Source organism: Variovorax boronicumulans, assembly GCF_019352895.1.
GTDB classification, from domain to species: domain Bacteria; phylum Pseudomonadota; class Gammaproteobacteria; order Burkholderiales; family Burkholderiaceae_C; genus Variovorax; species Variovorax boronicumulans_A.
In genome coordinates, this window is record NZ_JAAAFX010000005.1 from 80,584 (window position 1) to 102,393 (window position 21,810).

Consider the following 21,810-nt stretch of genomic DNA (forward strand, 5'->3'; position numbering starts at 1 on the left):
TCAGACCGCGTAGCGCGCGATGCCCTTGAGGTCGCCGACGAAGCGGTGGGTGCCGCTGTGGGTCACGGTCAGCCAGGGGCAGCCCCAGACCGTGCCGCCGTGGCGGTTGACCAGGTCGCAGAAGTGGTAGTCCTCGCCCTGCAGCCGGCCGCCCACGGCCGTCGAGCGAAAGAACGAGTAGATCGGGTAGTCGGCGCCTTCATCGGAAGCCGTCGGCAGCGCGGCCGCATCGATCAGGTGCACGAGGCAATCGCGCGAGATCAGCATGATGCCGGTGCCGATGGCATCGACGCGCAGCGGCTGGGCGCCGATCTTCATGGTCTGCGCGTCGCCCGACAGCTTGAACATGCCGGTGTAGTCGCCGGCCAGGTTGTCCAGCGCCGCGGGCGCGATGTCGGGATGGGCCTGGACGATGGCCTTGATCCGGGTCCAGTCGATGCGCCGCTTGGGGCACATCGCCGCCACCACCTCGCGGTGCCGCCATTCGAACATCGCGGCCAGTTCCTCGACGTTGAAACCCATGTCGTCGTCGATGAACAGCAGGTGGCTGGCGCGGGTCTCGTTCAGGAAGCGGTTGGCCAGGAAGTTGCGTGCGTGGTCGATGGCGCTGACGCCTTCCTGCAGCAGCAGCTCGAAACCGATGTCCTGCTTGAAGCAATGGGCCTGCAGCTCGCACAGTCCGACGACATAGGGCGAGGCCATGGCCCCGTAATGCGTGGGCGTGGCGACGGCCAGCGAGAAGGGTTCGGTGTGCATGGATCGGCGGCCCCCGCAGGGCGCGTGAAGAAGGCAAGGGGACGATCTGATCGATGCCCCGCCGCCCCGTCAACCGACGTTCGCGCACGCCGCTATGAAATACGCGCGCGGGCCCCGCGGCCCGCGTCCCTCACTCGCTCTGCAGCCAGCAGGCCGGCGCCGTCGAGGCCGCGCCACCGCACTGGCGGAAGCGCTTGGCATACCAGGCCTTGCCGGCCGACCGGTAGCGGCTGGAGCTGTTGAGGTCGGTGCGCCAGATCTCTTCTTCCATCGCGTCGTTCCAGGTGCCGGCGGCCGTCGGGGGCGCCAGCTTGCCCAGGTCGGCGGCGGTGCGGCCACCATCGACCGGGTCGGTGACGGCCAGCGCCACCATGCGCAGCGCCGCATCGCGGGCTGCCGCCACGTAGCTGGTCATGCTGTCCGAGGCACGCGGGACGGGCTTGCCGCCGCTGATCTCGATCCGGGCACGGGCCAGGTCGTCGCGGGTGTAGGCCGCCAGGTCGAAGCCGTTCTTGCGCAGCCACGAGGCCCAGTAGAACTCGGCGAATTCCGAGACGTTGGTGTTGTCGTAACCCAGGCCGCGCGTGAAGTAGACCAGCGAGCGGTACGGGTCGTCCTGCATCGTGGCCAGCCCCACCTTGGCGGGCAGCTGCTCGGGCGTGATCGGCCGCTGCTGCGCGTCGAAGAGCCAGGTGTACTGCTGGGCCTTCATCTGGTCCCAGAACGCGCTGTCGCTGCCCGCACTGCTGAAGTTGGCCGCCACGCGCACCCACACCGGCAGCGCGGCACCGCCGTCGGCCAGTTCGTTGAGCGCGGTCATCGTGTGGTGGCCGTCGGTCAGGTAGAGCGTGCCGCCGCGGCCGACCACCACGGTCTTGAGCACCTGCGCGCCGGTCGAGCCCGCGGTGGGCACCGGGTCCTTGCAGGCGAAGGTCTTGGGGTCGATCAGCCGCACGGTCATGGGCACGTAGCGCGCATCGTCGACGCCGCCCTGGCCGTTGTCGGCGCAGTAGTCGTCGACGCGCTTGCGTTCGGTGCGGTAGAGGTAGCGCGAGTAGTTGTCGTTGGCGTCGTCGCCCAGGTAGCCCGCCGGCGTCGCCGCGAAGCGCGTCAGGTCGGGTTGCTTGCGCCCGAGGTGGTAGTAGATCTGGTCGTAGCCGACCGAGGGCTGCGTCGGGTGCAGGTCCTGGATCGCGACCTTGAGCACGTCGCCTGCCACCGCGCTCAGCAGGGGGTCGGGGGCGACCGGCTCGGTCACGGTCGGCGGTGTGCCGGGATCGGGCGCCACGGTGACGGGCGGCGTCTCGGCCACCGGCGGTGTGCCCGCGTCGCTGCCGCCTCCGCAGCCCGCGAGCAGCAGCGCGCAGAGAACGCTCAGGGAAGACAAGGTGCGCAGGGTCGGTGCGGCGTGCGCACGCCCGAAACGGAAGGCCAGAGACATGGGGCAGGAGGCCGGGCCGCACGGTGCGGGCCCGTTGAAGGGAAAAACCCATTCTCGAAATCGAATATGACAGTTCGATGGCGAAACCCGTCCGCGACGTGGGGGCGGCGCGGCGTCGGGCTGGCGTTCATCGCAGGTCCTGCGTCAGCAGCGCCAGCAGGAACATCGCGCTCTGGCAGGCCACCGTGATGGCATGGCGCTGCACCAGCTGGCGTGCGGCCTGGGCCCTGACGCCCAGGTCGCGCGGCGCATCGGGCGCAAAGCGCAGGCCCAGCTTCTTCAGGGCGAGGTCGAGCGTGCCCAGCGAGGCGATGGCGCCGCTGGCCAGGTCGTGGAACAGGCCGGCGTCGAGGCGCAGGCGCTGGGCCAGGTAGCGCTCCAGCACCCCGATCACCGCCACGGCCCCGAACCCCATGCAGGACAGCAGCGACAGCGAGCGCCCGGTCAGGGCCAGCACCGCGATCGCGATCAGGCTCAGCCCGAGGCCCCAGGCCGCGACGGCACCGGCCGCCTGGAGCAGGCGGGCGGTGGCAGTGCACAGCGAACGTTCGTGGTCGGTCATGGCCTGCGAGTGTGCCGCGTCGCGGGGCCGAGCGGGGCCTTCGTTGCTTCTTCTCAGTGTCCGGTACGGATGGCCAGGCAGACGGAAAACAGGCCCGCCGCGTCAATGCGCTGCGCGATCTTGCGGAAGCCCGCCTCCTCGACCAGCCGGTCTATCTCGGCCTGGCTGCGCCGGCGCATGGCCGTGGTGCCGTCCGGGCCGTGGCCGGTGAACGGCGTCGGCCCGGGCTGGGCTGTGTAGACCAGGTAGCCGCGGTCTTCCACCGCATCGCCCACGCCCTGCAGCGAGCGCCGCACGCTCTCGTTGTCGGGGCAGCCTTCGTAGAGGCCGCACACCAGGGCCAGCGTGGGCCGCGGCGTCACGCGGGCCAGGCTCATGCGGTCGAAGGGATCGGCCTGCACGAACCTCGCGAGGTGCTGCACCTCCTTCTGCGCGAACAGCGTGGGGCCGGCGCGCACATGGTCCTCGTTCGGGTCGCGCAACAGGATCGACGTCGCCTTGACCGGGCTGGAGAGCACCGCGTCGAGCAGGTCGCGGCCGGTGCCCGCGGCGATGTCCATCACGCGCACCTCGCGGTGCTGCTCGGCCAGGCGCTCCATGGCCTCGCGCAGCAGTTCCTGGACGTGGGCCTTGCGCTGGCGCAGGCCGCGCGGGCCGATGGTGTTCAGGAAGCGCCGGTCGATCCAGCGGCCGAGTGCGCCCGTACCCTCGGGCACGTTGCGGTCGATGTGCTCGCGCGTGCGCTCGGAGTCGAAGCCGGTGTCGCGCACCAGCTTCAGTCCGTGGGAGAACAGGCGGCCCAGGCGCAGGCCGGCGTTCGGCAGCTGCCCGCGCGGCGCCTCGGCGCCCGGGGCGGCCGCAGGTGCCGCGGGCGGCTCGACCGCCGGCGGGGGGGGCTCAAAGCGTTCGAGGATGAAGTCGCGCACCGCCGCCACCACCGGCGCGCGTTCACGCTCGCCCAGCACGTCGTGGAAGAAGCCCGGCACCTCCATTCGGGTCTTGACCGCACTGCCCAGGCGATCGAAGAAGGCCTGCTGCGGTTGGCGATGCGCCACCCGGTCGACGCCGGAGACCAGCAGCTGCACGGGCAGGACGATCGCGCCGGCATCGGCCACCACGCGCTCGGCCGCGGCATGGCGCTCGAGCAGCACGTCGACCGCGATGGCCTGCGAGACCAGCGGGTCGCTCTCGTGGCTGGCGATGCGCTGCGGGTCGTGCGTGAGGCGCTGGGGCGGCACGTCGTTGGCGACAGAGGATGCGCCGCGCAGCCCTTGCATCAGCGCGAGGCCGGTGCGCCTCCAGGCCCCGTCGCGCCGGCGCCTGAAGGCCGGCGACGCGAGCGTCAGGCCCCGCAGCGCGGGGGCGTAGTCGTGGGCCCAGGTCGAGACCGGCACCGCGCCCGTGCTCTGGGCGATCAGGTACAGCGCGCGCTCGGGCACGCCGTGCGCCGCGCCGAGGTGCTCGACGAAGGTCTGCACGTCGCGCACCGAGGGCGCGAAGCCCGTGCTGTGGCCGCGCGGGCCGGCCGAGCGGCCGTGGCCGCGGGCGTCCCAGGCGAAGAAGTCGAAATCCGGCAGATCGAGTTCGTCGACCAGGTGCGCCATGCGCGCGCCGTGTTCGTGGTCGCCGTGAAACAGGACCACCGCGCCCCGGCGGGGCGTGCGGGTGGCGGGCCAGTGGCGGTAGAACAGCCAGAGGCCGTCGTGTGTCGTGAAGTGCTGCTCCGCGCAGACGCGGGCCGTGTGTTCGGTCATGGAATCCCTGTGCATTCTTTTTCGTGGGTCGGTCTTGTTGTTTTGTTCCTCGGTGCGGCGGCCGGGCGCCGGCGGGCGAGCGTCACCGACGAAGCCCGACAGTCCGGGCGATGGGGCGGGCGATCGTTCGGGGAGGGGGCGGGTCGGCTGCGGGGCCCCGTCGGAGGGCGTGCCGAGCGCGCTTGGGCCTGGCGGGGGCGGCCGCAAAATGGCCTGGAATCGGGGCTCGGTTCATGGGTCGACACACGTCACCCTTGTTTGTCGGGAGGGCGATTCTGCCCTCGCTGCGCCGACTAAACTGTCCGACAACTACCCGAATCATGACCATCCAGACCGACGATTTCGCTCCCGCTCCGCCCCGCGTGGTGTCGGCCGCTCCGGCCTCGCCCAACGAGGAGGCGATCGAGCGTGCATTGCGGCCCAAGCTGCTCGACGAGTACGTGGGCCAGGCCAAGGTGCGCGAGCAGCTCGAGATCTTCATCGGCGCGGCGCGCCAGCGCGGCGAGGCGCTCGACCATGTGCTGCTGTTCGGCCCGCCCGGCCTGGGCAAGACCACGCTGAGCCACATCATCGCGGCCGAGCTGGGCGTGAACCTGCGCCAGACCTCGGGCCCGGTGCTCGAGAAGCCCAAGGACCTGGCCGCGCTGCTGACCAACCTCGAGCGCAACGACGTGCTCTTCATCGACGAGATCCACCGGCTCAGCCCGGTGGTCGAGGAAATCCTCTACCCCGCGCTCGAGGACTACCAGATCGACATCATGATCGGCGAGGGCCCGGCCGCGCGCAGCATCAAGCTCGACCTGCAGCCCTTCACGCTGGTCGGCGCCACCACCCGCGCCGGCATGCTGACCAACCCGCTGCGCGACCGCTTCGGCATCGTCTCGCGGCTGGAGTTCTACACGCCCGAGGAGCTGGCGCGCATCGTCACGCGCAGCGCCGGCCTGCTCAAGGTGCCGATGGACCCGAGCGGCGGCTTCGAGATCGCGCGCCGTTCGCGCGGCACGCCGCGCATCGCCAACCGGCTGCTGCGCCGGGTGCGCGACTACGCGCAGGTCAAGGGCGACGGCCGGATCACGGAGGACATCGCCCACAAGGCGCTGGCCATGCTCGACGTCGATCCGCAGGGCTTCGACCTGATGGACCGCAAGCTGCTCGAGGCCGTGATCCACCGCTTCGACGGCGGCCCGGTCGGGCTGGACAACATCGCGGCCAGCATCGGCGAGGAGCGCGACACCATCGAGGACGTGATCGAGCCCTACCTGATCCAGCAGGGCTACCTGCAGCGCACGCCGCGCGGGCGGATCGCCACGCTGGCGGCGTACCGGCACTTGGGCGTGGCGCCGCCCACGCGCGACGGCGACATGTTCGGGGCCTGAAAAGGCCCACCCCCGAAGGCTGGCCCACTTCGTGTGGCTGCGCCTTCCCCTCGAGGGGGCGCTGCCAGTGGCCCGGCGAAGCCGGTTCCACGGCGCCCTGGCCCTTCTCGCGTATCGGGCAAGCGGCTGCAGGCATAGTGCGCCGCAAAGGAGCCCCGCCCATGCACACCCACGACCTGAGCGCCTGGCAGCACAGCCATCGCTTCGACACCGACAGCCACCAGGCCGAGCGCAGCACTCGCCTCGTGATGTGGATCACGGCCGCCACCATGCTGGTGGAGATCGGCGCCGGCTGGTGGTTCAACTCGATGGCGCTGCTGGCCGACGGCTGGCACATGAGCTCGCATGCCTTCGCGCTGGGACTCAGCGCCTTCGCCTATGCGGCGGTGCGGCGCTATGCGGCCGATCCGCGCTTCGCCTTCGGCACCTGGAAGATCGAGGTGCTGGCGGGCTTCGCGAGCGCCTTGCTGCTGCTGGGCATCGCGGCGCTGATGGTGGTCGGTTCGCTGCAGCGGCTGTGGTCGCCCGAGCCCATCCACTACCGCGAGGCCGTCGTCATTGCGGTGCTCGGGCTGCTGGTGAACCTGGTCTGCGCGCGGCTGCTGGGCGGCGCGCACCACGCGCACGACGATCACCATGGCCACGGCCATGGGCACGACCATGCACACGGTCATGGCAAGGACCTCAACCTGCAGTCCGCCTACCTCCACGTGCTGGCCGACGCCGCCACCTCGGTGCTCGCCATCGCGGCCCTGGTCGGCGGCTGGCTCTACGGCTGGGCCTGGCTGGACCCGGTGATGGGCATCGTCGGCGCGGTGCTGGTGGCGGTCTGGGCCAAGAGCCTGCTGCTGCAGACCGGCCGCGTGCTGCTCGACCGCGAGATGGACCATCCCGTGGTCAACGAGATCCGCGCGGGCGTCGAGCAGGGCCTGGCCGACTCGCACACCCGCGTGGCCGATCTGCATGTCTGGCGCGTGGGCCGCAACGCCTACGCCTGCGCGCTCAGCGTGGTCACGCATTCGCCCACGCTCGGCGCCGACGAGGTGCGCGCGCAGTTCTCGATGCACGAGGAGATCGTGCATTCGACGGTCGAAGTGCAGCGCTGCAGCGACATCCGGCAGCCCTGTCACTGAAAATTCACGCCGCCGCCGCGCGGCGGACATGCGCGGGGCCGACGCTGCGGTCCCATGCAACGCGACGATGCCTTCCTTCGCGCATGGCGCGACACTGCGGCCCCCTCTCCCGAGACGGCCGATGATCCACCGACGCGGCCGCCGCTGCGCTACCGCACGCTGTGGATCTCCGACCTGCACCTGGGCACGCCGGGCTGCCAGGCACATGCGCTGCTCGATTTCCTCAAGCACACCGAGTGCGAGACGCTCTACCTGGTCGGCGACATCATCGACGGCTGGCAGCTGCGGCGGCAGTGGTACTGGCCGCAGGCGCACAACGACGTGATCCAGAAGCTGCTGCGCAAGGCACGCAAGGGCACGCGGGTGATCTTCGTGCCGGGCAACCACGACGAGTTCGCGCGCAAGTACGTCAACCACGACTTCGGCGGCATCGAGGTGGTCGAGGACTGGGTGCACGAGACCGCCGACGGCCGCGCGCTGTGGGTGATGCACGGCGACCTGTTCGACGGCGTGATCCAGTGCGCCAAGTGGCTGGCCCACGTGGGCGACTCGCTCTACGAGTTCACGTTGCGGCTCAACCGCCATCTCAATTCGTTGCGTGCACGCATGGGCCTGCCCTACTGGTCGCTGTCGCAGTACCTCAAGCTCAAGGTCAAGCGCGCGGTCAGCTACGTGGGCGACTTCGAGAACGCGGTGGCGCGCGAGGCGCGCAAACGCGGCGTGCAGGGCGTGGTCTGCGGCCACATCCACCACGCCGAGATGCGCGACATCGACGGCATCCTCTACTGCAACGACGGCGACTGGGTCGAGAGCCTCACGGCCCTGGCCGAGCAGGCCGACGGCACGCTGGAGATCCTGCGCTGGGGCGAGCACATGCCGGTGGCCGCGCGCACGCGCCGGGCCGCGCCCAAGCGGCAGCCGGTGTCGGCATGACCGGTGCGCGCACGGTCGACCTGGTCTATCTCGATGCCGGCGGCGGCCACCGCGCCTCGGCCCTCGCACTGCGCGCCGCGATCGCGCGCGCGGGCCTGCCCTGGACCGTGCGCCTGCTGAACCTGCGCGAGGTGCTGGACCCGACGCAGAAGTTCCGCCGCATGACCGGCATGGAGCCCGAGGACTACTACAACAAGCGCATCGCGCGGGGCTGGACCGCCGGGCTCGCGCAGGAGCTCAGGCTGCTGCAGGCCATGATCCGCTGGTGGCACGCGCCGACCGTGCGCCTGCTGCAGCAGCACTGGCTGGCCACCGAGCCCGACCTGGTGGTGTCGATGATCCCCAACTTCAACCGCGGCCTGCGCGAGTCGCTGGCCTCGGCCCTGCCCGGCGTGCCCTTCGCGACCGTGCTGACCGACCTGGCCGACCACCCGCCGCGCTTCTGGATCGACAAGGGGCTGGACCAGCACGTGGTCTGCGGCTCGGCCCATGCGCTGCAGCAGGCGCGCGACGCCGGCCTGCCCGCGAGCCACATCCACGCCAGCTCGGGCATGCTGCTGCGCGACGATTTCTATGCACCGCCGCCGGCCGACCGCGCGGCCGAGCGCCTGCGCCTGGGCCTCGACCCGGACCGCCCCACCGGCATCGTGCTGTTCGGCGGCCAGGGCGCGAAGGCCATGCTGGGCATCGCCAAGCGCCTGCCCGACACCCAACTGATCCTGGTCTGCGGCCACAACGCCGCGCTGGCCAAGGCGCTCGCGGCTTTGCCCGCGCGGGCGCCGCGGCGGGTGCTGGGCTTCACGCCCGAGGTCGCGCGCACCATGCAGCTGGCCGACTTCTTCATCGGCAAGCCCGGGCCCGGCAGCCTCAGCGAGGCGGTGCAGATGCGGCTGCCGGTGATCGTGGTGCGCAACCGCTGGACCTTGCCGCAGGAGCGCTACAACACGCAGTGGGTGCGCGAGCACGAGGTCGGGCTGGTGCTGCCCAGCTTCGCCCGCATCGACACCGCGGTGGCGCAGCTGGTGCGTGAGCTGCCGCGCTACCGCGCCGCCACCCGGCGCCTGGACAACTGCGCGGTGTTCGAGCTGCCGGCCATCCTGGAGCGCATCGTGGCCCAGGCCGACCTGCCGGCGCCCGACTTCCGCACGCCGGGCCTCAGCCGAAGGTGAAGGCGTAGGCCTGCGCGCCGGCGTCGAGGAACTCGATCTCGAACAGCCGGTCTGGGCCCGGCGTGGCTTGGCGCACCAGCTGGTAGAGCTTCTGCGCATCGGTGTCGGCGCCATGGTCGGCCAGCGGCGGCTGGCCGTCCACGCGCACCCGGAAGCGCACCGGCCTGCCGTCGGCTGCGGGGCCCAGCACCAGGTGCAGGTCGCGGGCATGGAAGCGGTAGGCGATGCGGCCATGGGCGCTGCTGCCCACGATGCGCTCGGACTCCGCGGTCCACTCGCCCGTCAGGGCCCACTGGTTGGTGCGCAGCGTGTCGACCCCGGCGTACGCCTGGCGGCGGTCACGCACCAGGCCGCCCGGTGACGCGAAGCCCTGCGCCTGCGCGTAGCCCAGGTAGGTCTCGCTCGACAGCACCGGCGCCGTGCCGGGCGCGGCCTGCATACCCTGGCCCTGGGGCGCCACCAGCGTCGACGGCACGTTCGTCCGGCCCGCCTCGGCCAGCAGCTGCTGCAGCACCTGCTCCGCCTGCGCGTAGTCGCCCTCGCCGAACTGGTGGTGGCGGATGCGGCCCTGCGCATCGACGAAGTAGAAGGCCGGCCAGTAGCGGTTGCCGAAGCCGCGCCAGAGCGCGAAGTCGTTGTCGACCGCCACCGGGAAGCCGATGCCCAGCTCGCGCACCGCCCGGTGCACGTTGGCCGAACGCTTCTCGAAGGCGAACTCCGGCGCGTGCACGCCCAGCACCACCAGGCCGGCGTCCTTGTACTTCTCGGCCCAGGCGCGCAGGTAGGGCAGGGTGCGCAGGCAGTTGATGCAGGAGTAGGTCCAGAAGTCGACCAGCACCACCTTGCCGCGCAGGCCTTCGGCCGTGAGCGGCGGCGAGTGGATCCACTCGGTCGCGCCCGCGAGCGAAGGCAGCGTGCCTTCGGTGCGCAGCACGCGTGCCGTTGCCGGCTCCTGCCAGGCGGTGGGCATCAGGCCGCCGGCATCGGTCGCCGGTGCCGGCAGGCGCACCTTCTCCACCAGCGCCTGCTCCAGCGCCGAGGTGGTGCCGATCGACAGGCGCGCGAGCAGGCCCGTGTCCAGCCCCAGCGCGATCGCACCCACGCCGACCAGCACCGCGGCGCCGGCCGCGCGCCGCAGCCATTCGCCGGTGTGCAGCGAATGCTTCATCAGCGCGAACAGCCGGCCGCCGAACAGCAGCGCCGCGGCCAGCGAGGTGCAGGCGCCCGCGGCATAGGCCAGCAGCAGCAGGGAGGTGCCGACGCTGGCGCCGTTGAGCGCCGCGCCCGTGAGGATCAGGCCCAGGATCGGGCCCGCGCAGGGCGCCCAGAGCAGCCCGGTGCCGATGCCCAGCAGCAGCGGCGAGGCCACGGCCGAGGGCGCATCCGACAGCCGCATGCCGAGTGCGACCAGCGGCCGGCTCAGCCGGTCGGCGAGGGCCGGGAACAGCAGCGTGAGGCCGAAGCCCGCCAGCAGCGCGATCGCGGCGTAGCGGCCGTACTGGTTGAGCGTGACCACCCAGCCGCCGCCCACCGCGGCCAGCGTGGCGATGGTGGCAAAGGCCAGCGCCATGCCCGCCAGCATCGGCAGGCCGTGCGAGCGGAAGGGCCGGTCGGCGCGTGCGAAGACGAAGGGCAGCACCGGCAGGATGCAGGGGCTCAGGATGGTGAGCACCCCGCCCAGGTAGGCGATGAAGAGGATGAGCATGGCATGGCTCCTGGTGTGGAAGGGGCGTGCGGGCTCCCGGCGGCCTCGCGAGGTGCGAGCCGCGGCGGGAGAAGAGGCGTGGGGGCGCGGGCGTCAGCCCGGTGTGGCGGTGCGGGTGCTCATCGTGAGGCGTGCCTCCAGTCCGCCTTCGGCGCGGTTGTGCAGCGTGAGCTCGGCGCCCATCGCCATCGCGAGCTGGTGCGCGATGGCCAGGCCCAGGCCGGTGCCGCCGGTGCCGCGGTTGCGCGAGCCCTCGACGCGGTAGAAGGGCTGGAGCACGGCCTGCAGCTCGGCCGGCGGGATGCCCGGGCCGTTGTCCAGTACGCTGACCGTCAGCCGGTCCGCTTCGGCGTGCACGCGCAGTCGCACCTCGGAGCCGAACTTCAGCGCGTTGTCGATCAGGTTCATCAGGATGCGGCGCAGCGCGTTGGGTCGCGTCACGATCGGCGCGCCGGCGCGGCCCTCGATCGGCACCGGCTGACCCACGTCTTCGTAGTCGGCGGTCATGCTCTCGAACAGCGCATCGGCGTCGATGCGGCAGGGCGGCTCGGTGGCGCCGTGCAAGGTGCGCGCATAGGTCACGCCCTCGCGCACCAGCGTGTGCATCGCGTCGAGGTCCTGGCGGAACTTGGCCTGGTCGCGCTCGTTGTCCATCAGCTCGGTGCGCAGCCGCATGCGGGTGATGGGCGTCTGCAGGTCGTGCGAAATCGCGGCCAGGATCTCCACCCGCTCGGCCATGTAGCCGCCGATGCGCCGCTGCATGGCGTTGAAGGCGCGCGCGGCGTGCGCCACCTCGGTCGGACCTTCCTCGGCCAGCGGCTGGGTCTTGAGCTCGGGCCCGAGACCGTCGGCCGCCGCGGCGAGCTGCGCGAGCGGCCGCGTGACCAGCCGCATCGCGTGCCAGGCGCAGGCCGCCAGCACCGCGAGCTGCCCCAGCAGCATCCACAGCACCCAGCCCGAGACCGGCATGCCGACGCGCCGCGCATGCACCGTTACCTCGCTGCCGTCCGCGAGCCGCACCGCGACCTGCAGGCTTTCGCGCGGCGAGGCCACCTCCACCACCTTGAGCACCGCGAAGGGATGCAGCGCATCGACGATCGCATCGGCGAACTGCTGCAGCGCCAGCGAGTCGGGCGCGGTGCCCGTCACGGGCTCGCTGCCCAGCACGAAGCGGTAGTTGCGCCGTTCGAGGCGGTCGAGCCAGCCGGCGCGCTCGGCGGCCGGCAGGCGGTCGAGGATCGCGACCGAGCTCGCGATGTCGCGCTCGATGCCGATCATCATCAGTTCGCGCAGCGCCGTGTCGCGCTCGTAGCGGATCGCGGCGAAGGTCAGCAGCTGCGCGATCGCGAGGCCGACCACGATGATCAGCGTCACGCGGGCGAACAGCGAGCGCGGCACGAGCCGCCGCCATGCCGCGGGCGTCTGCGAAAGGGCGGGGGTCGTGGCCATGGCTCGTTTATAGGCGCTGCGCGTTCAGGCTCAGACCAGGTTGATCACGACATCGACGTTGCCGCGGATCGCCTTGGAGTAGGGGCAGGTCTGGTGCGCGGCGTCCACCAGCGATTGCGCGACGTCGCGTTCGAGGCCGGGCAGGCTGACGTGGAGGCGGGCGCGCAGGAAGTAGGCGCCGTCGGCATTCGCGAGGTCGACCTCGGCATCGATGGCCGTGTCGGCCGGCACCTTGACCTGGAGCTTGCTCGCCGCCAGGCCCATCGCGCCGATGAAGCAGGCCGACCAGCCGGCCGCGAACAGCTGCTCGGGGTTGGTGCCCGTGCCCTTGCCGCCCGGCGACGAGAGCTGGATGGCCAGGCGGCCGTCGTCGCTGCGGGCGTCGCCGTCGCGGCCGCCGGAGGAGGTGCGGGTCTTGCCGGTGTAGAGGATCTTGGGGGGCGATGCGGTCATGGGGATGTCCTGGAGGAAGATAAAAAGGAGGATTTCTGAAGGGAACGAAGGAATTGTTTTCCGTGTTCACGGGCGTCGGGCCGGGTTCTGTATGCCTCTGTATCCGTGCCGGAAATCCACACACTACGTTTCCCGTCGGCTCAGCGCCGGGCGCGTTTCTTCTCGGCGCCCGTGGCCGCGCGGGCCGTGATGCATTGGCAGCTGACCGGGTTGCGGAGCTCGTGCGCGAGCCCGCCGGCCATGAAGAGCAGGGCGAACCAGAGCGTCTTCATGTCAGGAGCCCGGGGCCGGGGCCGGCTCGGCCAGCAGCGCCTGGATCTTCTGCTCGGTCTCGCGGTAGCGGCCCTCGCCGAAGTGCGAGTAGACGACCTTGCCCTGCTTGTCGATCAGGTACACCGCGGGCCAGTACTGGTTGCGGAAGGACTTCCAGGTCGCGTAGCTGTTGTCCTGCGCCACCGCGTGCTCGATCTTGAGCCGCGCGATCGCGTCCTTCACGTTCTGCTGCGATTTCTCGAAGGCGAACTCCGGCGTGTGCACACCCACCACGACCAGGCCCTGGTCCTTGTACTTCGCGTGCCAGTCCTTCACGTAGGGCAGGTGGTTGAGGCAGTTGATGCAGGTGTAGGTCCAGAAGTCGACCAGCACCACCTTGCCGCGCAGCGCGTCGAGCTGCAGCGGCGGCGAGTTGTGCCAGGCCTCGATGTTCTGGAACGCCGGCGCGAGCGGCGCGGCGCCCGGGGCCAGGTCGCCGCCGGACGGCGAAGCCGCGAAGGTCAGGACCGCCGCCGAGGCCGCGAGGCCCGCGACGAGCAGGAGGATGCTGGATCGGATGCGCATGGTGGGCTCCAGGAAGTGGGTCAGGGGGCGTGCGGCGGCGGCTTCAGCGCAGGTCCAGGCGCGCGCTGCGCGTCGTCGATGCGGCAAGGTCGTAGAACGCCGGCACGCGGCTGCCGGCGAAGGCTTCGGCGCGCAGGTTCTGGTGCGGCGCGTGGGCACGGGCATAGGCTTCGGCCTGCACCGTGGCGCGGTCGCGCGGGGCGGACGGTGCGGCGGCGACCACCGACGAGGCGGCGTCGGCGTTCTGGTTCGACACATGCGCGGCCGCGATGGCCTCGGCACGGACGGCGCTGCGGGCCACGGCCGAGCGGGCCTGCAGCACGCCCTGGTATTCCTCGGCCTGGGCGGTGCCGAGCGCGAGCAGGGCGATGGAGGCGAACGAAGCGGAGAGGGCGATGCGGGAGAGCGTCTTCATGGGGATGTCCTTCGGGAGTGGAGGGGGTGTTTCGAATCAACGACCGGATTCTTCGCCGCCGCCCACCCCTTGGACGCCCGCTGTGTATGCCTGTGTATCGGCATCGGAAATCCACACATTACGTTTCTCGTCCGGGCCGGCCGGGCATGCCGTCCGCGCAACAGACGGTGTCCGCCTCGGCGCGGGATACACAGGCATACAAAGCCCGGCCCGGCGCCCGGCGGCGGCGCTACATTGCGGCTACTCCCCGCCCTTTCCCACTGCCGCCATGACGCCCAAGACCTCCGACCACATCCTCATCGTCGACGACGACCGGGAGATCCGCGAGCTGCTCAGCACCTACCTGGTGAAGAACGGCCTGCGCGTGGTGGCGGTGCCCACCGGCCGGCACATGCGCGCCGCGCTCGAGGCCTCGGGGCCCTTCGACCTGATCATCCTGGACCTGATGTTGCCCGGCGAGGACGGCCTGACGTTGTGCCGCGACCTGCGCACCGGCAAGTACAAGGCCACGCCGATCCTGATGCTCACCGCGCGCAGCGAGGAGGCCGACCGCATCCTGGGCCTCGAGATGGGCGCCGACGACTACCTGGCCAAGCCCTTCTCGGCACGCGAGCTGCTCGCACGCATCCGCGCCGTGATGCGCCGCACGCGCATGCTGCCGCCCAACATGGGCGCGGTTGAGCCCTCGCAGAAGCTGGCCTTCGGCGACTGGCAGATCGACACCGTGGCGCGCCACCTGCTCGACGACAGCGGCGTGATGGTCGCGCTCAGCGGCGCCGAGTACCGGCTGCTGCGGGTGTTCCTCGACCACCCGCAGAAGGTGCTGAGCCGCGACCAGCTGCTGAGTCTCACGCAGGGCCGCGAGGCCGAGCTCTTCGAGCGCTCGATCGACCTGCTGGTGAGCCGGCTGCGCCAGCGCCTGCGCGACGACGCGCGCGAGCCGCGCTACATCAAGACGGTGCGCAGCGAGGGCTATGTGTTCGCCTCGAGCGTGCAGGGGCTGGATTGAGGCGCGTCGGGCGTTCGCAGCGGTCATACTGACGCCGTTCGAACGCGGCCCGCGGGCTGGACCGGCGACCCTGCGATGGCTTGGGCAGGCTGCCGGAAACATCATCATCAGCCGATCCCACCCAGCGAGGACGCATGAAATTCATTCATGCCGCAGACATCCATCTCGACAGCCCCCTGCATGGCCTGAGCGCGTACCCCGACGCGCCGGCCGCGCAGCTGCGCAACGCCTCGCGCGAGGCGTTCTCGCAGCTGGTCGAGCGGGCCATCGACGAAGGCGTGGCCTTCCTGGTGATCGCGGGCGACCTCTACGACGGCGACTGGCGCGACCACAACACGGGCATTTTCTTCAGCAAGGAGATGGGCCGGCTGCAGCGCGCGGGCATCCCGGTGTTCCTGCTGTTCGGCAACCACGATGCCGAAAGCGAGATGACCCGGAAGCTCACGCTGCCCGACAACGTGAAGACCTTCTCGGCGCGCAAGCCCGAGGTGCACCGGCTCGACGGCCTGAAGGTCGCGCTGCACGGCCAAAGCTTCCGCGACAAGGCCGTCACCGACAACCTCGCGCTGGGCTACCCCGCGCCCGTGCCCGGCTACTACAACATCGGCGTGCTGCACACCGCGCTCGAAGGCAGTGCCGCGCATGCCAACTATGCGCCCTGCTCGCGCGCCGAGCTGCATGCGCGCGGCTACGACTACTGGGCGCTGGGCCATGTGCACGAGTTCCAGCACTGGGCCGAGGCCTCGCACATCGTGTTCCCGGGCAACCTGCAGGGCCGCCAGATCCGCGAGACCGGCCGGCGCGGCGCGGTGCTGGTCACGGTGGAAGACGGGCAGACCGCGGTCGAGCGGCTGTACCTCGACGTGCTGCGCTGGGAGAGCGTGGAGGTCGATGCGTCGGCGTGCGTGTCGATGGGCGACGTGGCGCGCCTGGTGGGGCAGCAGCTCCATGCGCTGTTGGCGGTCGATGCCCAGGTGCCGCGCGCGGTGCGCGTCACGCTGCGCGGCCGCACGCCCGCGCATGGCGCGCTGTTCGGCAAGGCGCATGAACTGCGCGCCGAGGTGCTGGGGCAGATCGCCGCCATCGGCAACGAGCGGCTCTGGCTCGAGAAGGTCAAGCTCGCGACCGAGCCTGTGGCCGAGCGCGCCGACATCGGCGCGCGCAGGGACGCGATCGCCGACCTGCAGGAGATCCTCGATGAGGCGAGCAGCGACCCCGAGTTCCTGCAGAAGCTGCGCACCGAGCTGCAGCCCTTCTTCGCCAAGGTGCCGGCCGACGTGAAGGAAGAGGTGCCGCTGCTCGCCATGGCGCGCGAGGGCGACTTCGGCCGGCTGCTGCAGCAGGTCTCGCCCGCGCTGCTGGCCAGCCTGATGGACGGGGAGAAATAAGGCATGCGCATCCGGCAACTGCAACTGCTCAAGTACGGCAAGTTCGACGGCACCAGCCTCGACTTTCCTTCGAACACCGTGGCCGACTTCCATGTGGTGGTCGGTCCCAACGAGGCCGGAAAGTCGACCGTGCGCAACGCGATCACCGAGCTGCTGTTCGGCATGCCGATGCGCACCCGGCTGGACTTCCGCCATGCGCTGGCCGAGATGCGGCTGGGCGGCGTGCTGCAGGGCGGGCCCGGCGAGCTCGCCTTCCATCGCGCACGCGGCCGCACGCCGCTGCGCACGCCGGCCGACGCCGTGATGCCCGACGCACAGCTCGCGCCCTTCCTCGGCACCGCCGACAAGGACTTCTTCGAGCAGATGTTCTGCATGGACCACGACCGGCTGGTCGAAGGCGGCCGCAGCATCCTCGACAGTTCGAAGGACGTGGGCCGCGTGCTGTTCCAGTCGGCCGCCGGCATCGCCAGCCTCGGGCCGGTGCGCGAGGCGCTGGAGAAGCAGGCCGGCAACCTCTGGGCGCCACGCAAGAACAGCAGCGACTACGCGCAGGCCGCACAGCGCTTCGACGAGGCGCAGGCGGAACTCAGGAACGCGCAGGTCAAGACCAAGGTCTGGACCGAGGCCAAGGCCGCGCTCGACACGGTGCTGGCCGGCATCGCCACCGAGGAGGAACGGCGCCTGGCGCTCGAGGTGCAGCGTTCGCGCCTCGAGCGCGTGCGCCGGCTCGGGCCCAGGCTGCTCGAGATCCGCGGCTTCGAAGCCGCCTGGGCCGAGCCTGGCGAGGTGATCGATTTCCCCGCGACTGCGCTGGCCGAGCTGCGCACGGGCGCCGAGGCGCTGTCGCGCGCCGAGGCCACCTGCCAGGCGCGCGCCAAGGACGTCGAGGCGCGCCGCGGCGAGCACGGCGAGGTGTCGTACGACGCGGCCGTGCTCGCATTGAGCGCCGACATCGAGGCGCTCGAGCGGATGCGCAGCCTGTGCGCCAACCATCCGCGCGACCTGCCGCTGCGCGAGGCCGAGGTCGAGCGCCTGCTCGAGGAGGCCCGCGACGCCGCCGTGCAACTGGGCTGGCCCGCGGGCGAGGCCGAGATCCGCGCGGGCCGGCCCAGCGCGCTGGCGCTGCAGGCCGTGGTCAACCTGCTGCGCGACCGCGGCGGCCTGCACCAGGCGATGCGCGGCGCGCAGGAGGCCGTGCGCCAGAAGACGGCGGATCTCGAAGGCCATCGACAGGACCTGCAGGCGCTGCCTGCATCGGATGTCTCGCCGGCCTTGCGGCAGGCGCTGGCCGATGCGCTGGCGCTGGGCCACAGCGCCGCGCGCCAGCGCAGCCTGGCCGCGGCCGCCGAGACCGCGCAGGACCGGCTCTCGCAGGCGCTGGCGGCCCTGGGTCCCTGGCAGGCGCCGGTCGACGCGCTGCGCGCGCTGGCCTTGCCGTCGCCCGCGCGCATCGGCGTGCTGCAGCGCCAGCGGCACGATGCCGCGACGGCCCTGGCCCATGCGCGCGGCAAGCGCGACGACCTGCAGGCCGTCGCCGACCGCCTCGCGCTGGCGCTGCAGCAGTTCGAGCAGGCCCATGCCGTGGTCACGGCCGAGCAGGTGCGCGCGGCACGGGACGGCCGCGATGCGGCCTGGCTCGCGGTCAAGGACGGCGAGATCGGCCTGGCCGAGGGCGCGCCGAGGCTCGACGCCGCGATCCGCCGCGCCGACGAACTGGTCGATGCCCAGCTCGGCACGGCCACCGAGGCCGCGACCCTGCAGGGCACGCGGCAGAACCTGGCGCTGGCCCAGGCCGACGTGGCGCGCCAGGACACGGTGCTGGCCGAACGCGCGGCCGAACTGGCGGCGCTCGACGCCGACTGGGCCGCGCTGGCCCGCGGCGTGGGCTGGGCCGGCATGCCGCTCGACGACGCGGCCCAGGGCCTGGCGCAGCGCGACGAGGCGCTGGCGGCCCACGACGAAGCGGCGCAGCGGCAGCGCGAGTTCGACGAAGAGGCCCGCGCCGGCCGCGAGGCGCAGGCGACGCTGGTCGCCGCGCTGCAGGAAGCGGGCGTGGAAGTGCCGGCCGGCATCGCCTTGTCGGCGCTGTGCACGCAAGCCAGCCTGCAGGTGCGCCAGGCCGACAGCACCCAGGCCAGCCGCGACGCCCTGGTGCAGCAATGCGCGCAGGCACAACGTGCGCTCGAAGGCCTGCAGTCCGGCGCCGATGCGGCGACCGCGCTGTACGGCCAATGGGCGGCGCAATGGGCCGCGGCGCTGCGCAGCGCCCGGCTCGATGCCGCTTCCGCCACCTTCGCCGAGGCCGAGGGCGCGGTCGTGCTGGCCCAGCGGGTCACCGAACGGCTCGAGCGCGCCGACCAGATCCGGCGCGAACGCATCGACACCATGCGCGCCGACCTGGACCGGCTCGAGGTCGAGGCGCGGCGTCTCGGTGCCGCTGTCGAGCCACAGTGGCTGGCGCTGGCCGACTGGCCCGAGGTGGCGCGGCGGCTGGCGCAACGGCTGCGCGACACCACCACCGCCCATCAGCAGGCCGCGCTGGCCGAGCAGGCCCTGCGCAAGGCCGAGTCGGCCCGCAGCGAGGCCGAACTGGCGCTGGCCACGGTGCAGGCGCAGCTCCGGCCGCTGCTGGCGCTGGCCGGCGTCGCGTCGGTGGCCGAGGCGATCCCGCTGGTCGAGCGCTCCGACAGTCGCCGCGCATTGCGCCAGACGCTCGACGACGCGCGCGAAGCCCTGATCCGCGATGGCGACGGCCTGACGCGCGAGGCCATCGAGGCCGAGATCGCGGCGCTCGATCCGACCCAGGTGGCCGGGCTCGGCGAGCAGGCGAAAAGCGAACTGGCGGCATTGGCCGAGCGCCTCGCCGCGCTGGTGCGCCAGCGCGTGACCGCCGAGCAGGCGCTGGCCGCCATCGCAGGGCAGGCCAACGCGGCGATCGCCGAGGCCAAGCGGCAGGAGGCGCTGGCCGCGATGGGCGACGCGGCCGAGCAATACCTCGAGGTCGCGACCGCGGGCAAGCTGCTCAAGTGGGCCATCGACCGCTACCGCGACCGGCAGCAGGGGCCGATGCTGCAGCGCGCGAGCGCGGTGTTCGCCGAACTCACGCTGGGCGATTTCGTCAAGCTGGGCGTCGACTACGAGAAGGACACGCCGGCGCTCTACGCCAAGCGCCGCGGCGGGCCGGTGGTCGAGGTCGCGGGCCTGAGCGAAGGCACGCGCGACCAGCTCTACCTGGCGCTGCGCATCGCGGCGCTCGAGCTGCACCTGGTCGGCGCGCCGCCGTTGCCCTTCGTGGCCGACGACCTCTTCGTCAACTTCGACGATGCGCGCGCCGAGGCCGGCCTGCGCGTGCTGCGTGCGCTGTCGGCGCACACGCAGGTGATCTTCCTCACCCACCATGCGCACCTGCTGCCGCTGGTGCGCGAGGTGTTCTCCGAAGGCGTGAACGTGGTCGCGCTGGTGCGCGACGCGGCCTGAGCGTTCAGGCGCGCGGCGGGCGCTTCTTCAAGGCCGTCGTGGGTGCCGCCTTGGGCATCTCGGGCAGCGAGACGCTCTCGCCCCAGGTCATGCCCAGGATCTTCGCCAGCGGCCGGCTCACGCTGACATAGGCGTGGCCGATGCGGCTGTCGAAGTAGAGCGAGTCGCCGCGCCCCAGGCGCAGCACCTCGCCGTGGTCGAAGTGCACGTCGATCTCGCCCGAGAGCACATAGACGAACTCCTCGCCCGTGTGGCGCACGAAGTCCTCGGGGCCGTGCACCTGGCGGGCGTGCACCGTGCCGACGATCGGGCTCATCTGCTTGCCTGCGGCCGTGGTGCCCAGGAACTCGTAGCTGATCGCGAGCCCGCGGTACACCACGCCCTGGCCCGCGCGCGTCACCACCGGGCCGGCCAGCGGCGCGGGCTTGACGCCGGCGCCCGCGAACATCGCGTTCATGTCCATCTCGAGCGCGCGGCCCAGCGCCGTGAAGTTCTCGTAGCCCAGTGCGAGCTGGCCGCGCTCGGCGCGCGAGATGGTGGTGATCGACACGCCCGAGCGCTCGGCCAGCTGGGCCAGCGTCCAGCCGAAACGCTTGCGCGCGGCGCGCAGGCGCAGGCCGAAGGCGGCGGGGTCCAGCGTGGGGGGCGCCTGCTTCGGCCGGGCGCCCTTCGGGGTCGCGGTGTGTGGATTCACGCGGGTTCTTCTGTTCGGTAGTGCGCGGCCATTCTGCCAGCCGATATTCGAAGGAATAAATTTGCGTATCCGCAAATTTATTCCTACACTTTTCGGCATGAACACCACCACCCACGCGCCGCTCGCGGCCGACTACCTCGTGATCGGCGGCGGCATTGCCGGCGCCTCCGTCGCCCACTGGCTCGCGCCGCACGGCCGCGTGATCCTGCTCGAACGCGAATCCCAGCCGGGCTACCACTCCACCGGCCGCTCGGCCGCGCTCTTCATGGAGAGCTACGGCACGCCGCAGGTGCGGGCGCTCACGCTGGCCAGCCGCGCCTTCTTCGACCATCCGCCCGAAGGCTTCTCCGAGCACCCGCTGCTCACGCCACGCGGCGCGATGATGGTCGCGAGCGAGGAACAGCTGCCCACGCTTGAGGCCCACTGGGAGGTGCTGCGCGCGATGGACACCGGCGCCGAGCGCCTGAGCCGCGAGGAAGCGCTGGCGCGCGTGCCTGCGCTGCGGCCCGAGCAGGTGTCAGCCGCGGTCTACGAGCCCGACGCGGCCGACATGGACGTGCACGCGATCCACCAGGGCTACCTGCGCGGCATGCGCCGGGCCGGCGGCCTGCTGGCCTGCGATGCCGAGGTCACGGCGATCGAGCGCGTCGGCGAACGCTGGCGCGTGACGGCCGGTGGCAAGGTCTACGAAGCACCGGTGCTGCTCAACGCGGCCGGCGCCTGGGTCGACGCCATCGCGCGGCTGGCGGGCGTGCCGCCCATCGGCATCGAGCCGCGCCGCCGCTCGGCCCTGATCTTCGCGCCCGCCGAGGGCGCCGACACCGCACACTGGCCCATGGTCTACAGCGCCGACGAAGGCTGGTACCTCAAGCCCGACGCCGGCATGCTGCTGGGCTCGCCGGCCAACGCCGACCCGGTCGAGCCGCACGACGTGCAGCCCGAGGAGCTGGACATCGCCTTCGCCATCCACCGCATCGAGGAAGCCACCACGCTGGCCATCCGCCGCCCCACGCGCACCTGGGCCGGCCTGCGTTCCTTCGTCGCCGACGGCGACCTGGTGGGCGGCTTCGAGCCCTCGGCGCCCGGCTTCTTCTGGGTCGCGGCCCAGGGCGGCTACGGCATCCAGACCTCGGCCGCCATGGGCGAGGCCTGCGCCGCGCTGGCCCGCGGCCTGCCACTGCCCGAGCGCATCGCGGCCTTCGGGCTGACGACCGAGATGCTGGGCCCGCAACGGCTGCGCACCGCGGCCTGAGCGGCAA

At 71.8% G+C, this 21,810-nt stretch carries 19 protein-coding genes; 8 read left to right on the forward strand and 11 right to left on the reverse strand.

Annotated elements, in window-relative coordinates; translation table 11 throughout:
- From K0H49_RS14120 to K0H49_RS14135, 4 genes are all read right to left on the reverse strand, one after another.
- A complete protein-coding gene (locus tag K0H49_RS14120; protein WP_257624863.1) occupies positions 1–756 on the reverse strand; it encodes a hypothetical protein in 756 nt (251 codons plus the stop codon).
- Between the two features lie 130 nt (positions 757–886).
- On the reverse strand, positions 887–2,197 hold the full coding sequence (locus K0H49_RS14125; protein WP_219213527.1) for a ParB/Srx family N-terminal domain-containing protein: 1,311 nt from the start codon (positions 2,195–2,197) through the stop codon (positions 887–889).
- Positions 2,198–2,324: 127 nt separating this feature from the next.
- Positions 2,325–2,759, reverse strand: a complete 435-nt coding sequence (locus K0H49_RS14130) for a hypothetical protein (protein ID WP_219213531.1) — start codon at positions 2,757–2,759, stop codon at positions 2,325–2,327.
- A 53-nt stretch (positions 2,760–2,812) separates the two neighbouring features.
- Positions 2,813–4,513 (reverse strand): bifunctional alpha/beta hydrolase/class I SAM-dependent methyltransferase, encoded by a 1,701-nt coding sequence (locus tag K0H49_RS14135; protein ID WP_219213534.1) that lies wholly within the window; start codon positions 4,511–4,513, stop codon positions 2,813–2,815.
- 320 nt (positions 4,514–4,833) lie between these two features.
- Between K0H49_RS14135 and ruvB the strand changes: the two genes are divergently transcribed.
- The 4 genes from ruvB to K0H49_RS14155 all read left to right on the forward strand — a co-directional run bounded on the left by ruvB (position 4,834) and on the right by K0H49_RS14155 (position 9,124).
- Entirely contained in the window at positions 4,834–5,889 is a 1,056-nt protein-coding gene (gene ruvB, locus K0H49_RS14140; protein ID WP_219213537.1) for a Holliday junction branch migration DNA helicase RuvB, read from the forward strand.
- A 161-nt stretch (positions 5,890–6,050) separates the two neighbouring features.
- Entirely contained in the window at positions 6,051–7,022 is a 972-nt protein-coding gene (gene dmeF / locus K0H49_RS14145; RefSeq protein WP_219213540.1) for a CDF family Co(II)/Ni(II) efflux transporter DmeF, read from the forward strand.
- Between the two features lie 54 nt (positions 7,023–7,076).
- Positions 7,077–7,955 (forward strand): UDP-2,3-diacylglucosamine diphosphatase, encoded by an 879-nt coding sequence (locus K0H49_RS14150; RefSeq protein ID WP_219213543.1) that lies wholly within the window; start codon positions 7,077–7,079, stop codon positions 7,953–7,955.
- The gene (locus K0H49_RS14155) at positions 7,952–9,124 is read left to right on the forward strand and encodes a glycosyltransferase (RefSeq protein WP_219213546.1); all 1,173 of its coding nucleotides are present in this window, start codon (positions 7,952–7,954) and stop codon (positions 9,122–9,124) included. Before K0H49_RS14150 ends, K0H49_RS14155 begins: the two co-directional genes overlap by 4 nt.
- On the opposite strand, the gene K0H49_RS14160 is transcribed toward K0H49_RS14155, so the two are convergent.
- The 6 genes from K0H49_RS14160 to K0H49_RS14180 all read right to left on the reverse strand — a co-directional run bounded on the left by K0H49_RS14160 (position 9,111) and on the right by K0H49_RS14180 (position 13,983).
- Positions 9,111–10,829, reverse strand: a complete 1,719-nt coding sequence (locus tag K0H49_RS14160) for a cytochrome c biogenesis protein DipZ (RefSeq protein ID WP_219213549.1) — start codon at positions 10,827–10,829, stop codon at positions 9,111–9,113. The two genes, K0H49_RS14155 and K0H49_RS14160, sit on opposite strands and share 14 nt — an antisense overlap.
- Before the next feature lie 93 nt (positions 10,830–10,922).
- The gene (locus tag K0H49_RS14165; protein ID WP_219213552.1) at positions 10,923–12,278 is read right to left on the reverse strand and encodes an ATP-binding protein; all 1,356 of its coding nucleotides are present in this window, start codon (positions 12,276–12,278) and stop codon (positions 10,923–10,925) included.
- A gap of 30 nt (positions 12,279–12,308) precedes the next feature.
- Complete coding sequence (locus K0H49_RS14170; protein WP_219213555.1) at positions 12,309–12,731, reverse strand: organic hydroperoxide resistance protein; 423 nt, start codon at positions 12,729–12,731, stop codon at positions 12,309–12,311.
- Positions 12,732–12,871: 140 nt separating this feature from the next.
- Positions 12,872–13,003: a hypothetical protein gene (locus K0H49_RS30595; protein WP_257624864.1), complete on the reverse strand. Its 132-nt coding sequence runs from the start codon at positions 13,001–13,003 to the stop codon at positions 12,872–12,874.
- Position 13,004: 1 nt separating this feature from the next.
- Positions 13,005–13,568 (reverse strand): thioredoxin family protein, encoded by a 564-nt coding sequence (locus K0H49_RS14175; protein WP_219213558.1) that lies wholly within the window; start codon positions 13,566–13,568, stop codon positions 13,005–13,007.
- A gap of 43 nt (positions 13,569–13,611) precedes the next feature.
- Entirely contained in the window at positions 13,612–13,983 is a 372-nt protein-coding gene (locus K0H49_RS14180; RefSeq protein ID WP_219213561.1) for a hypothetical protein, read from the reverse strand.
- Between the two features lie 268 nt (positions 13,984–14,251).
- Here K0H49_RS14180 and K0H49_RS14185 point away from each other — a divergent pair, with 268 nt between their 5' ends.
- The 3 genes from K0H49_RS14185 (at position 14,252) to K0H49_RS14195 (ending at position 19,857) form a co-directional block, all read left to right on the forward strand.
- Entirely contained in the window at positions 14,252–14,992 is a 741-nt protein-coding gene (locus tag K0H49_RS14185; protein ID WP_219213565.1) for a response regulator, read from the forward strand.
- A gap of 134 nt (positions 14,993–15,126) precedes the next feature.
- A complete protein-coding gene (locus K0H49_RS14190) occupies positions 15,127–16,380 on the forward strand; it encodes a metallophosphoesterase family protein (RefSeq protein ID WP_219213568.1) in 1,254 nt (417 codons plus the stop codon).
- A gap of 3 nt (positions 16,381–16,383) precedes the next feature.
- Positions 16,384–19,857 (forward strand): ATP-binding protein, encoded by a 3,474-nt coding sequence (locus K0H49_RS14195; RefSeq protein ID WP_219213571.1) that lies wholly within the window; start codon positions 16,384–16,386, stop codon positions 19,855–19,857.
- A gap of 4 nt (positions 19,858–19,861) precedes the next feature.
- Here K0H49_RS14195 and K0H49_RS14200 read toward each other — a convergent pair whose 3' ends face one another.
- Complete coding sequence (locus K0H49_RS14200) at positions 19,862–20,551, reverse strand: helix-turn-helix domain-containing protein (protein ID WP_219213574.1); 690 nt, start codon at positions 20,549–20,551, stop codon at positions 19,862–19,864.
- 97 nt (positions 20,552–20,648) lie between these two features.
- Between K0H49_RS14200 and K0H49_RS14205 the strand changes: the two genes are divergently transcribed.
- The gene (locus K0H49_RS14205) at positions 20,649–21,803 is read left to right on the forward strand and encodes an NAD(P)/FAD-dependent oxidoreductase (protein WP_219213576.1); all 1,155 of its coding nucleotides are present in this window, start codon (positions 20,649–20,651) and stop codon (positions 21,801–21,803) included.
- The last annotated feature ends 7 nt before the right edge of the window (positions 21,804–21,810 follow it).

Coding starts and splice junctions, on each gene's coding strand:
- K0H49_RS14120 (WP_257624863.1), bottom strand. CDS start 756: ATGCACACCGAACCCTTCTCGCTGGCCGTCGCCACGCCCACGCATTAC.
- K0H49_RS14125 (WP_219213527.1), bottom strand. CDS start 2,197: ATGTCTCTGGCCTTCCGTTTCGGGCGTGCGCACGCCGCACCGACCCTG.
- K0H49_RS14130 (WP_219213531.1), bottom strand. CDS start 2,759: ATGACCGACCACGAACGTTCGCTGTGCACTGCCACCGCCCGCCTGCTC.
- K0H49_RS14135 (WP_219213534.1), bottom strand. CDS start 4,513: ATGACCGAACACACGGCCCGCGTCTGCGCGGAGCAGCACTTCACGACA.
- ruvB (WP_219213537.1), top strand. CDS start 4,834: ATGACCATCCAGACCGACGATTTCGCTCCCGCTCCGCCCCGCGTGGTG.
- dmeF (WP_219213540.1), top strand. CDS start 6,051: ATGCACACCCACGACCTGAGCGCCTGGCAGCACAGCCATCGCTTCGAC.
- K0H49_RS14150 (WP_219213543.1), top strand. CDS start 7,077: ATGCAACGCGACGATGCCTTCCTTCGCGCATGGCGCGACACTGCGGCC.
- K0H49_RS14155 (WP_219213546.1), top strand. CDS start 7,952: ATGACCGGTGCGCGCACGGTCGACCTGGTCTATCTCGATGCCGGCGGC.
- K0H49_RS14160 (WP_219213549.1), bottom strand. CDS start 10,829: ATGCTCATCCTCTTCATCGCCTACCTGGGCGGGGTGCTCACCATCCTG.
- K0H49_RS14165 (WP_219213552.1), bottom strand. CDS start 12,278: ATGGCCACGACCCCCGCCCTTTCGCAGACGCCCGCGGCATGGCGGCGG.
- K0H49_RS14170 (WP_219213555.1), bottom strand. CDS start 12,731: ATGACCGCATCGCCCCCCAAGATCCTCTACACCGGCAAGACCCGCACC.
- K0H49_RS30595 (WP_257624864.1), bottom strand. CDS start 13,003: ATGAAGACGCTCTGGTTCGCCCTGCTCTTCATGGCCGGCGGGCTCGCG.
- K0H49_RS14175 (WP_219213558.1), bottom strand. CDS start 13,568: ATGCGCATCCGATCCAGCATCCTCCTGCTCGTCGCGGGCCTCGCGGCC.
- K0H49_RS14180 (WP_219213561.1), bottom strand. CDS start 13,983: ATGAAGACGCTCTCCCGCATCGCCCTCTCCGCTTCGTTCGCCTCCATC.
- K0H49_RS14185 (WP_219213565.1), top strand. CDS start 14,252: ATGACGCCCAAGACCTCCGACCACATCCTCATCGTCGACGACGACCGG.
- K0H49_RS14190 (WP_219213568.1), top strand. CDS start 15,127: ATGAAATTCATTCATGCCGCAGACATCCATCTCGACAGCCCCCTGCAT.
- K0H49_RS14195 (WP_219213571.1), top strand. CDS start 16,384: ATGCGCATCCGGCAACTGCAACTGCTCAAGTACGGCAAGTTCGACGGC.
- K0H49_RS14205 (WP_219213576.1), top strand. CDS start 20,649: ATGAACACCACCACCCACGCGCCGCTCGCGGCCGACTACCTCGTGATC.